The organism is Pararhizobium sp. DWP3-4 (genome assembly GCF_049898205.1).
Taxonomy (GTDB): domain Bacteria; phylum Pseudomonadota; class Alphaproteobacteria; order Rhizobiales; family Rhizobiaceae; genus Pararhizobium.
Genome location: NZ_JAFCXF010000006.1, coordinates 241,983 through 253,335 on the forward strand (window position 1 = coordinate 241,983; position 11,353 = coordinate 253,335).

The following is an 11,353-nucleotide window of genomic DNA, read 5'->3' on the forward strand; positions in this document are numbered from 1 at the left end:
ACTCCACCTTCTGCACCGGAGGCTGACGACAGGGTAGACTTCACCGAGGCTATTCCCTGCGGCTGGCCCACTGGAGCTTGGTCGATGAAGACCCGTGAACCTATGTTGAGAGGCCCTGCAATCCCAAGGCCGCATTCCGGCGCAAGTCAGCGATCGCGATCCGCAATTCCGCCTCTTCCCATCCTGCTGCCATGCCGCCTTCCACAAGATTTGCCTCGACGTCTTCTTCCGTTAGGGCTTCCTCTTTCGACAGGTGCTCGAGCGCCACTTGCAGCACTTCTTCACAGTCGAGCGCGCGTTCCGGATGACCAATGGGGCGTTTGGGGGATGCGATGTAAGTCATGCTCATTTCTCCTTGGCGTTGGCATGGGGCCGGACTGGAAATTCGCGTTAGAAGCAGACTGTCGATTGCACGATGGTGTAGCGCAGGCAGGCGCTTGCGCAAAGCTGAACTTGATGCGAGCCGCAACGACGTTTGCTGCCACGCAATGCAAAAACACGCCGGACCGGGGAGCGCCAAGAAAGATGAGGAATACTAGGGAGAGGAAATGGCGGACAGAGCGGGATTCGAACCCGCGATACGCTCTCACGTATACACACTTTCCAGGCGTGCGCCTTCAACCACTCGGCCACCTGTCCGTTTTGTCAATCGCACCGGCGGTTGGGGCCGGTGGATTAGAGACAAGCGCTTGCTTTCTCCTGAAAACCCCGTTCGGCGATGCCAAACCGGGTGGACCGCGGGCGAAAACCTGCGGACCGGCGCGATATATACCGAGGAACTCGGTGGGATCAACTGATTTCTGACAGTTTTTTGACTTCTTCCGATCCATACCTCTGAAAAGGTGGGATTGCACTTGCCCCAGCCGGTGCTTATTGCTTGCTGAACCCGGCAAATACGCCGGATGATGGAGGTGGAATGCGGTTTTTGCTGCGGTTTGCGAGTTTTCTGGCGCTGGTCATGGGTGTGCTCGTCGCATCCGTCGATGCCATCCAGTCGGTCTCGGCATCGCAGCCGGTGTTGACGCCATTGGCCGCAGCGCTTGCAGCTGGAGGGCCCTCGACGCAGTCGCTCGCGCAAAGCCTGGAGCGTCCGCATGCGCATGGCGCCTTTCTGGATCCGGTGATCCGTTGGTCGTTGCAGCAGCCGGCTTGTGCCTTCTTCCTGCTGATCGCGCTGATCCTTTGGGTGATAGCCTATAAGCGCCCGCCCGCTGCAGGCCGGTTCTCGGCCTGAGCACAGGCGATGTCGTCCCGGCTTAGCCGGTCCGGCATGGCGAAAAAGACACAACCCCTGACAAACAAGGGTTTTGCAGGCATTTCAGCAATTGCATGGATGCTGGATTAGCAATATAAACTTGATTATATAAAGTAGGTTTATTCCAATCGGTTGAAACCGATTCCGCCGAGATGTCATGACTTTCCAGCCGCGCATGAACAACAGGATTTCCGGGTTCTCCGTCATTGGCGGGCTGAACCGGCGCGAGTGGAACGGGATCGTTGCCGATCTCTGGGATGTCGAATGCGCGCCCGTCGCCGGCGGATTTTACGTCGCGGATGATCCCCGGTTGTTCATCGTTCTCGACGCCAAGGGCGGCGGCCGGCGCAATATCCGGCTGCGGCAGACGCATCAAGCCGTCGCGGAAGACAGCCGCCGCCAGATCATCTCCTATATTCCGGCCGGCATGGAATTATGGGCTGAAATGATCGATGTGAACTATGTCCGCCATCTCGATCTGCATTTCAACACGGAGGTTCTCAGCCGCCGGCTGATGGAGGATCTCGATAAGCGCAAGCTGGATACGCCGCGCCTGATGTTTTCCGAGCCGCGCTTCCTGGCTTTGGCCGAATTGATCGCTGCCGAATGCGCCAACCCGCAGCCGCTGCACGACCTCTATGGCGACGGTCTGTCCGTGGCGCTGTTCGTCGATGTCATGAAGCTCGGCCCGGTGCGGACACGCAAGCGCAGCGAACTAGCGGCGTGGCAGCTGCGCCGCTCGATCGACTATATCGAGGCAAATTGCCTGCGCGGCATCCGGCTTGAAGAGCTTGCGACGCTCACCGGCCTGTCGCAGTCCTATTTCAGCCATGCCTTCAAGGCCTCGACCGGCCTGCCGCCGCACCAGTGGCAGATGAAGGCGCGCATCGAGCGCGCCAAGCAACTGATGCTCAAGGGCGAAATCCCGATGAGCGTGGTCGCCGCCGAGACCGGTTTTGCCGATCAAGCACATTTCACCCGTGTCTTCCGCAAAACGGTTGGCGCGACGCCAGCCACCTGGTCGAAAAGTCAGCGGTTCTGAACATTTATGCTTTGCCTGGGCACAATGCCGAATATGGACCAGAATCGTTCAAGAACCGCACTCAGAGACAATCCGAACCCAGCATAGTTGAGCTAAAGACTCCTCTTATATTCATGGAAATTCCGGATTGCGTACCGCCGACGGGGGCGAAGGCGCCCGGTTCGAGCTGGGGTGACGAATTCATGCAGATCAAGGCGACGGGTCTCTACCGGGTATTGATGGCGAGCGCGGCAATTGCGGCAGGCACTGTCGTGCAGCCTGCCTATGGGCAGGATGCGGCAACGAACAATGCCACCACGCTGGAACGCCTGACCGTCGAAGGCGGCAAGGGCGGCAAGCCCAGCGAGAGCGACGCGACCGGTCCCGTCGATGGCTACGTGCCGAAGGCGACGGGAACCGGATCGAAGACCGCGACGCCGGTTTCGGAAATTCCACAGTCCGTTTCGGTGATTGGCCGCAAGGAACTGGACGATCGCGGTGTGGTCACCAAGATCGACGAGGCGCTGCGTTACACCGCCGGCGTCTCGACCGAGCCTTTCGGCAATGATCCGGATACGGACTGGTTCTACATCCGTGGTTTCGACGCGACGCAGACCGGCGTCTTCCTCGATGGTCTCAACCTCTATTCCTACGGCTTTGGCGGCTTCCAGACGGACGCCTATATGATGGAGCGCGTCGAGGTGCTGAAAGGACCGGCCTCGGTACTTTATGGCGGCTCGAACCCCGGCGGCATCGTCGATCTCGTGCGCAAGCGCCCGCAAGCTGAGCCTGCCTATTCCACCGAGATCGGCATCAACAATTTCGGCAATGCCTTCTTCGGTTTCGACGCCAATGACAAGCTGAATGCCGATGGCACGATCACCTACCGCATCACCGGCAAGGTCGCCGGCGGCGACAACTACTCGGATTACTCTGAGGATTTGCGCGGTTTCATCATGCCGCAGATCACCTACGCGCCGGATGATGCGACGTCGCTGACGGTCTATGCGATCGCGTCGGCATTCGACCAGACCCATGTCGGCAACGGTTTCCTGCCTTACGAAGGAACGGTGACCAATGCGCCGTTCGGCAAGATCGATCGCGACCTGTTTACTGGCGAGCCGGATCACGATTTTGGCCGCTACGACCAGCAGATGTTCGGTTACGAATTCTCGCACGAGTTCGATAACGGCTGGAAGGTCTCGCAGAACCTGCGCTATAGCCATCTCGATAAGGCTGAAGAACTGGTCTACCCCTATGCCTACACCGCCACCTATGATCTGGCTCGCCTCGGCTTCAAGCATGATACGTCCGTCGATAGCTTCAGCATCGACAACCGGGCGGAAAAGGAATTCTCGACCGGGCCTCTCGATCATTCGCTGTTGCTTGGTCTCGATTACAAGAACTTCAAGATCGATCAGACCCAGGCCTCGGCATTCCCAGCTCCAGATTTGGATCCAACGAACCCGATTTACGGCGGCGGTCCGCTGATTTATAATGCCCCCTATCTTGACGGTATCACGCGGATGAAGCAGACCGGGGCCTATGCGCAGGATCAGATCCGGTTCGGCGACGGCTGGCTGGTGACGCTGAACGGCCGTTACGACTATGTCGACATCGACAACGCTTCCCGGCTTGCGACAGGCACCTACAGCACAACCGACAGCGCAGTGAGCGGCCGTGCTGGCCTTGCCTATGAATTCGACAATGGCCTGACGCCCTATGTTTCGGCAGCCACTTTCTTCAATCCTCTGGTCGGTACGTCCTTCACGGGCGGCGCGCTGGAGCCGGAAGATGGTCATCAGATCGAAGGCGGCATCAAATACGAGCCGACGTTCATCGACGGCCTGTTTACGGCCTCCGTCTATCATATCGTCAAGAGGAATGTGGCGCTCACCCGCCCTGACTTCCTGCAGGAACAGCTCGGCGAAGTGACCTCTACCGGTCTGGAACTGGAAGGCAAGGTCAACCTGAACCAGAACTGGAAGCTGATCGGTTCCTATACCTATAACGATCTTGAGGTCACCGAAGACCTCAGTCCGGCACGGGTCGGCAACCGGCCCTATCTGATCCCTCAACATCAGGCCGCTCTGTGGGTAGAATACCTGGTGACCGATGGTGCGATGGAAGGTGTCAGCCTGGGCGCCGGTCTGCGCTATCAGGGCGAATCCTTTGCCGATATGGCAAACACCGCCAAGGTTCCAGACGCCGTGGTGGCCGATGCGGCGATCCGTTACGAAAAGAACGGCTGGGGTGCCGCGCTTAACGTCACCAACCTCTTCGATAAAGAATACGTCAAGGGTTGCCAGGGCCTCTTTACCTGCGGCTACGGCGACCAGCGGACGGTGACGTTGAAGCTCAGCAAGTCCTGGTAGGTTTAGACGGACTAAAAGATTTGAGGGTCGCGGCGCATCGGTGCCGCGACCCTTTCTTTGTTTGGCGTTGATGGTGCCTACACAAACAGTGGTACCCTTTGCCTGTAAAACCGATGATTTTGCCGGTTTTTTGAGCTATTTACCTTTTTTTACCAATTGAAAAATTTCGGGTGAATTTTGATTTGAGGCATGTAAGGATGCGCGCCAGCCAGACATCCCAAAAAAGGGAGTGGTGGTTCCGCAGACATGCTCCCGAAAGAGGAGCTTGCGGGAGGACCCAACAAGATCAATAGCAACAACAGGGCTGCACAATGAAAAAAACCCTCCTCGGTCTCTTTGCCTTATCGATGATGTCGGCCACGGCGCTCGCCGCCGACGTCAAGCCGGCGCTCATCTTCGATCTCGGCGGCAAGTTCGACAAATCCTTCAACGAAGCGGCCTTCAACGGCGCGGAAAAGTTCAAGACCGAAACCGGTGTTGAGTATCGCGAGTTCGAAATCAGCAACGACGCCCAGCGCGAACAGGCGCTGCGCCGTTTTGCCGGCGACGGCAACAACCCGATCGTGGTTGTCGGCTTCAACTGGGCGCCGCCGCTCGAAAAGCTGTCGGCTGAATATCCGGATACCAAATTCGCCATCATCGACATGGTTGTCGACAAACCGAACGTCAAGTCGATCGTCTTCAAGGAACAGGAAGGCTCGTATCTCGTCGGCGTTCTCGCCGGTCTCGCTTCCAAGTCGAAGACCGTCAGCTTTGTCGGCGGCATGGACATTCCGCTGATCCACAAGTTTGCCTGTGGCTACATCGGTGGCGCCAAGTCCACCGGCGCCGATGTCAAGGTTCTTGAAGCCTATACCGGCACGACACCGGATGCCTGGAACGACCCGGTCAAGGGCGGCGAAATTGCCAAGTCGCAGATGGACCAGGGCTCTGACGTCGTCTATCACGCTGCCGGCGGTACCGGTGTTGGCGTTCTCCAGGCGGCGGCAGATGCCGGCAAGCTCGGCATCGGTGTCGACTCCAACCAGAACATGCTGCAGCCCGGCAAGGTCCTGACCTCGATGCTGAAGCGCGTCGATGTTGCCGTTTATGAAGCCTTCTCGGCTGCCAAGAACGACAAGTTCGAATTTGGTATCTCCAATCTCGGCCTGAAGGAAGATGGCGTCGGCTTCGCGCTCGACGACAACAACAAGGCGCTGATCACCCCGGAAATGATGGCTGCCGTCGATAAGGCCAAGGCCGATATCATTGCCGGCACGGTTCAGGTTCACGACTATATGTCGGATGAAGCCTGCCCCTATTGATCCCAAGGGATTGAATTGAAGACGCCGCCGGTCCTTTGGATCGGCGGCTTTTTTGTGCATTCGAGCATGGATGAATATCCGGCTCAGTAATGTGGCGGCCGGGTATTTGCCGGCGCTTCGGTGCTTTGTTCCTCAAGGCTGAGGAAACGCTCGGTCAGCCGGTCCAGCTTGGCCCGGACCTGCTCGACCACCGTCCATTGTTGCGTCAATTGATCGGACAGCTCCTCGATGGTCTTTGCGTGATGGGCGATCGTTTCCTCAAGCCGGATGATACGCTCGCTGTCGTTGTTCATGGTTCTTCCTCAGGGCAGTCGTTCGTGTGCCATGCCATCCCCTATCATATCCACATGATCGATAAAGTATGCGCTGCCGCAGTATTGCGTTTCGCCCGGAAGTGCGTAAATCGCGCTGGACTCTCCGCAATGATCTGGGAAGAGTGGATGAGCTGTTGATTTTCTGACTTACACGTCCGGGATTCGATGCTAAACTTATACCAACTGGTAAAAAAATCGATGCCTGGGCTGCCGCTGGCAAAGCGGAGAAAACCGGGCCGGCTTGGGGAACATGGGTCAATATGAGCGATATTGCCATCGAGTTGCGTGGTATCGACAAGAGCTTCGGCCTTGTCCATGCCAACAAGAATATCAACCTGACCGTCCGCAAGGGCACTATTCACGGCATTATCGGTGAAAACGGCGCCGGAAAATCGACGCTGATGTCGATCCTCTACGGCTTCTACCAGGCCGACAGAGGCGACATCGTCATCGACGGCAAGACCATGACGATCAAGGATCCCAATGCGGCGATTGCCAGCGGTATCGGCATGGTCCACCAGCATTTCATGCTGGTCGAGAATTTTACCGTGCTTGAGAATGTCATGCTCGGCGCCGAAGAAAGCCAGATTCTCAATACCAGTATTTCCAAGGCCCGCGTCGAGCTGAAGCGGCTGGAAAAAGAATATGCGCTGGAGGTCAATCCCGATGCGCTGATCGAGGAATTGCCGGTTGGACTGCAACAACGCGTCGAAATCCTGAAAGCGCTCTACCGCAAGGCCGACATCCTCATTCTCGACGAACCGACGGGCGTTCTGACGCCGCCCGAAGCTGATCACCTGTTCCGCATCCTTGGCCAGCTCAAGGATCAGGGCAAGACGATCATCTTCATCACCCACAAGCTGCGCGAGATCATGGCGATCACCGACGAGGTCTCCGTCATGCGCCGCGGCGAGATGGTGGCGACCCGCAAGACCAAGGAAACCTCGGTCGAGGAACTGGCCGAACTGATGGTCGGCCGCCGCGTATTGCTGCGGGTTGAAAAGGGTGCTGCCAATCCGGGCGAGGTGAAGCTCGCGGTGGAAAAGCTGACGGTGCGCGATGGCCGCGGCGTTACCATGGTCGACAATGTTTCCTTCAACCTGCGTGCAGGCGAAATCGTCGGCATTGCGGGTGTGGCTGGCAATGGCCAGTCGGAGCTTCTGGAAGCAATCTCCGGCATCCGCAAGGCGGTCGGCGGCAGGGTGCTTCTGAATGGCCAGCCCATCGATGTCACCGCCCATGTCGATCCGCGCGACCTGCGCGACAGGGGGCTTGCCCATGTGCCGGAGGACCGCCACCATGTCGGGCTGGTGCTGAAATTCGAGGAGGCCGAAAACGGTATCCTTGGCTATCACCACGACAAGCGTTATCTCAACGGCATCTTCCTCAATACCAAGGCGATCCAGGCGGATGCCGAGGAAAAGATCAAAAAATACGATATCAGGCCGCCCAATCCACGGCTGAAGACCGCCAATTTCTCCGGCGGCAACCAACAGAAGATCGTTCTGGCGCGCGAAATGGAGCGTGGGCCGGACGTTTTGATCATCGGCCAGCCGACGCGCGGCGTCGATGTCGGCGCCATCGAATTCATCCACAAGCGGATCATCGAGATGCGGGACCAGGGCAAGGCCGTCCTGCTCGTCTCCGTCGAACTCGATGAAATCCGCGCCCTGTCCGATCGTATCATCGTCATGTTCGCCGGCCGTGTCGTCGGCGAGCGCGATCCGGATGCGACCGAAGGGGAACTGGGCCTGTTGATGGCCGGTGTCGAAGGCCGCAAGGAGGCCGCCGAATGAGCAATCCATACGCAAAACTGCCGGCCTGGGCCGAATATATCCTGATCCCGCTGCTCAATCTGGTCGTCGCCTTCCTTGTTGCCGGGCTCGTCGTGCTGCTCGTTGGTGAAAATCCGCTGGATGCCGCGTATTATATGATCACCGGCGCCTTCGGGCGCGGCGAATATATCGGCTTCACGCTGTATTATGCCACGACCTTCATCTTCACCGGTCTCTCGGTCGCGGTTGCCTTCCATGCCGGCCTGTTCAACATCGGCAGCGAAGGCCAGGCCTATATCGGTGGCATCGGCGTGGCGCTCGCCTGTCTCTGGCTCGACAAGACCATGCCCTGGTTCGTGGTCTTTCCGCTGGCGATCATCGGTTCGGCCGCTTTTGGCGCGCTATGGGCGTTTTTACCCGGCTGGCTGCAGGCCAAGCGCGGCAGCCATGTGGTCATCACCACCATCATGTTCAATTTCATCGCCTCCAGCCTGATGGTCTATCTCTTGACCAAGGTGCTGAAGCCGCTCGGCCAGATGGCGCCGCAGACCCGCACTTTCGAGGCGGGCGGGCAGCTGCCGAAGCTGGACTGGCTGATGTCGATCTTCGGGCTCAATCTCGGCAATTCGCCGTTCAACGTTTCCTTCCTGCTTGCGCTTCTCGCCGCCTTTGGGGTCTGGGTGCTGATCTGGCGCACCAAGCTTGGCTACGAGATGCGTACGATGGGTCACAGCCCGTCGGCGGCACGCTATGCCGGCATCGGTGAGGCGCGCATCATCATCATCGTCATGATGATTTCCGGCGGTCTGGCCGGTATGATGGCGCTGAACCCGATCATGGGCGAGCAGTACCGCATGCAGCTGGATTTCGTGCAAGGGGCCGGTTTCGTTGGCATCGCAGTGGCATTGATGGGCCGGTCGCATCCGGCCGGCATCATCCCGGCGGCGATCCTGTTCGGCATGCTCTATCAGGGTGGCGCCGAGATCGCATTCGAAATGCCGTCCATCTCGCGTGACATGATTGTCATCATCCAGGGCCTGGTCATCCTCTTTGCCGGGGCGCTCGAAAACATGTTCCGCCCCGCCATCGGCCGCGCCTTTGCAAGTATCGGCCGCCGCTCCGTAGCCGCCGCGCAGACAAGGGGAGCATGAGCCATGGATCTTTTCCACACGATCATCGCGATCCTTGAATCGACCATCCGCGTTTCCGTACCCTTGATCTTTGCTGCACTCGCCGGTCTGTTCACCGAGCGGGCAGGGGTGTTCGACATCGGCCTTGAAGGCAAGATGCTCGGCGCCGCCTTTGCCGCGGGAGCTGTCGCTGCCGTCACCGGCAATGTGATGATGGGCCTTCTGGCCGCCGTCCTCATCTCCGTGCTGCTGTCCTTGGTGCATGGTTATGCCTCGATCACCCAGCGCGGCAGTCAGATCGTTTCCGGCGTTGCCATTAACTTCATCGTTGCTGGTTCCACGGTCATTCTCGGCGAAGCCTGGTTCCGCCAGGGCGGCCGCACGCCGGCCCTCTCCGGCGATGCCCGCTTCCAGACGGTGACCCTGCCGTTTGCCGATGCAGTCAGGGACGTGCCGTTTCTAGGGCCGATCTATTCCGAGCTGTTGTCCGGCCATTTCATCCTCACCTATGTCGCCTTCGCGCTGGTGCCGTTCAGCTGGTGGATCCTTTACCGCACCCGCTTCGGCCTGCGCCTTCGCGCCGTCGGTGAAAATCCGAGTGCCGTTGACACCGCCGGTATTTCGGTGATCTGGCTGCGCTACCGGGCGGTGATCTGCTGCGGCATTCTCTGCGGCTTTGCCGGAGCCTATCTGTCGCTCGCCATGAGTGCCGGGTTCGTCAAGGGCATGACGGCCGGCAAGGGCTATATCGCGCTTGCCGCGCTGATCTTTGCCAAATGGCGCCCGGTGAATATCATGCTGGCCTGCCTTCTGTTCGGTTTCCTGGATGCGCTTGCCATTCGCCTGCAGGGCAATCCGTTGCCGCTGATCGGCCAAGTGCCGGTACAATTGATGCAGGCGCTGCCCTATATCCTCACGGTCATCCTGCTTGCTGGCTTCATCGGCAAGGCGATCCCGCCCAAGGCAGGTGGCGTACCCTATGTGAAGGAGCGCTGACCATGGAAAACGAGCTTTTCGAGGCGGCACGCGAGGCCATGGCGAAAGCCCATGCGCCCTATTCGAAATTCCCCGTCGGCGCGGCCATCCGCGCCGAGGATGGCAAGATCTACACCGGCGCCAATATCGAGAACCTGTCTTTTCCGGAGGGCTGGTGTGCCGAAACGACTGCGATCAGCCATATGGTCATGGCTGGCCAGCGGAAGATCCTTGAGGTTGCCGTCATTGCCGAAAAACTGGCGCTCTGTCCGCCCTGCGGCGGCTGTCGCCAACGGCTTGCCGAGTTTTCCGGCGCCAGCACCCGCATTTTCCTCTGCGACGAAAGCGGTGTGAAGAAGACGCTGTCGATGTCAGACCTGCTGCCGCACTCCTTCGAAACGGATATCCTCGGATGACGGCCGCCGCTGATACGCTGAAGGCCAAGCTTGCCGGCCTGTCGCCCCGTTACGGCATCGTGCTCGGCTCCGGCCTCGGATCGCTGGTCGAGGCCGTGGCTGATCCCTTGCGGATTTCCTATGCGGACATTCCAGGCTTTCCGGTCAGCGCCGTGTCAGGCCATGCCGGTGAACTGGTCGCGGGAAGGATTGGTGGCGTCCCGGTCATCGTCCTGTCCGGCCGGGTGCATTTCTATGAACGTGGCGATGCCAATGCGATGCGCACGCCGATCGAAACGCTGAAGGCATTGGGCGTCGAAACGCTGATCCTCACCAACTCCGCCGGTTCGCTGCGCGAAGACCTGCCGCCGGGATCGGTGATGCAGATCACCGATCACATCAATTTCTCCGGCACCAGCCCGCTGATCGGCGTCGATAGCGACGACCGTTTCGTCGGCCTGACATCGGCCTATGATCCGGAATTGACGGAGCGCATGCGCGCTGCGGCGATCAAGCTGGATATCCCGCTCGGTTCCGGCGTCTATATGTGGTTCTCCGGCCCGAATTTCGAAACGCCGGCCGAAATCCGCATGGCCCGCATTCTCGGTGCCGATGCGGTGGGGATGTCGACCGTGCCGGAAGTCATTCTCGCTCGGTTCCTCGGCCTGAGGGTCGCCGCCGCCTCCGTCATCACCAACTTTGGCGCGGGCATGACGGGTGGCGAACTCAGCCACCACGAAACCAAGGACATGGCCCCGATCGGCGGCCGTCGGCTGGCTTCAATCCTTGCGGAAATGATCTCAGTATAG

11 protein-coding genes and 1 tRNA gene are annotated in these 11,353 nt (G+C 59.2%); 9 read left to right on the forward strand and 3 right to left on the reverse strand.

Translation table 11 applies throughout. From position 1 onward, the window contains the following. Positions 1-100: 100 nt before the first annotated feature. Together ACP7E6_RS17375 and ACP7E6_RS17380 are read right to left on the reverse strand one after the other, a co-directional pair. Positions 101-343 (reverse strand): hypothetical protein, encoded by a 243-nt coding sequence (locus ACP7E6_RS17375; RefSeq protein WP_426230991.1) that lies wholly within the window; start codon positions 341-343, stop codon positions 101-103. Positions 344-549: 206 nt separating this feature from the next. Further along, a tRNA-Ser gene (locus ACP7E6_RS17380) sits at positions 550-639 on the reverse strand. 277 nt (positions 640-916) lie between these two features. On the opposite strand from ACP7E6_RS17380, the gene ACP7E6_RS17385 reads away from it, so the two are divergent. The 4 genes from ACP7E6_RS17385 (at position 917) to ACP7E6_RS17400 (ending at position 5,955) form a co-directional block, all read left to right on the forward strand. Then, positions 917-1,234 (forward strand): hypothetical protein, encoded by a 318-nt coding sequence (locus ACP7E6_RS17385; protein WP_426230992.1) that lies wholly within the window; start codon positions 917-919, stop codon positions 1,232-1,234. 178 nt (positions 1,235-1,412) lie between these two features. After that, positions 1,413-2,297, forward strand: coding sequence for a helix-turn-helix domain-containing protein (locus ACP7E6_RS17390; protein WP_426230993.1), 885 nt, complete (start codon positions 1,413-1,415; stop codon positions 2,295-2,297). Positions 2,298-2,479: 182 nt separating this feature from the next. After that, on the forward strand, positions 2,480-4,651 hold the full coding sequence (locus tag ACP7E6_RS17395) for a TonB-dependent siderophore receptor (RefSeq protein WP_426231181.1): 2,172 nt from the start codon (positions 2,480-2,482) through the stop codon (positions 4,649-4,651). 311 nt (positions 4,652-4,962) lie between these two features. Further along, positions 4,963-5,955 (forward strand): BMP family lipoprotein, encoded by a 993-nt coding sequence (locus ACP7E6_RS17400; RefSeq protein ID WP_426230994.1) that lies wholly within the window; start codon positions 4,963-4,965, stop codon positions 5,953-5,955. 83 nt (positions 5,956-6,038) lie between these two features. Here ACP7E6_RS17400 and ACP7E6_RS17405 read toward each other — a convergent pair whose 3' ends face one another. Further along, positions 6,039-6,248 (reverse strand): SlyX family protein, encoded by a 210-nt coding sequence (locus ACP7E6_RS17405; RefSeq protein WP_426230995.1) that lies wholly within the window; start codon positions 6,246-6,248, stop codon positions 6,039-6,041. Positions 6,249-6,529: 281 nt separating this feature from the next. On the opposite strand from ACP7E6_RS17405, the gene ACP7E6_RS17410 reads away from it, so the two are divergent. The 5 genes from ACP7E6_RS17410 to ACP7E6_RS17430 are packed head-to-tail and all read left to right on the forward strand — an operon-like array spanning position 6,530 to position 11,353. After that, entirely contained in the window at positions 6,530-8,065 is a 1,536-nt protein-coding gene (locus ACP7E6_RS17410) for an ABC transporter ATP-binding protein (protein WP_426230996.1), read from the forward strand. Then, on the forward strand, positions 8,062-9,195 hold the full coding sequence (locus ACP7E6_RS17415) for an ABC transporter permease (protein WP_426230997.1): 1,134 nt from the start codon (positions 8,062-8,064) through the stop codon (positions 9,193-9,195). Before ACP7E6_RS17410 ends, ACP7E6_RS17415 begins: the two co-directional genes overlap by 4 nt. A gap of 3 nt (positions 9,196-9,198) precedes the next feature. Further along, the gene (locus ACP7E6_RS17420; RefSeq protein ID WP_426230998.1) at positions 9,199-10,170 is read left to right on the forward strand and encodes an ABC transporter permease; all 972 of its coding nucleotides are present in this window, start codon (positions 9,199-9,201) and stop codon (positions 10,168-10,170) included. A gap of 2 nt (positions 10,171-10,172) precedes the next feature. Continuing rightward, complete coding sequence (locus ACP7E6_RS17425; protein WP_426230999.1) at positions 10,173-10,565, forward strand: cytidine deaminase; 393 nt, start codon at positions 10,173-10,175, stop codon at positions 10,563-10,565. Further along, on the forward strand, positions 10,562-11,353 hold the full coding sequence (locus ACP7E6_RS17430) for a purine-nucleoside phosphorylase (RefSeq protein ID WP_426231000.1): 792 nt from the start codon (positions 10,562-10,564) through the stop codon (positions 11,351-11,353). Before ACP7E6_RS17425 ends, ACP7E6_RS17430 begins: the two co-directional genes overlap by 4 nt.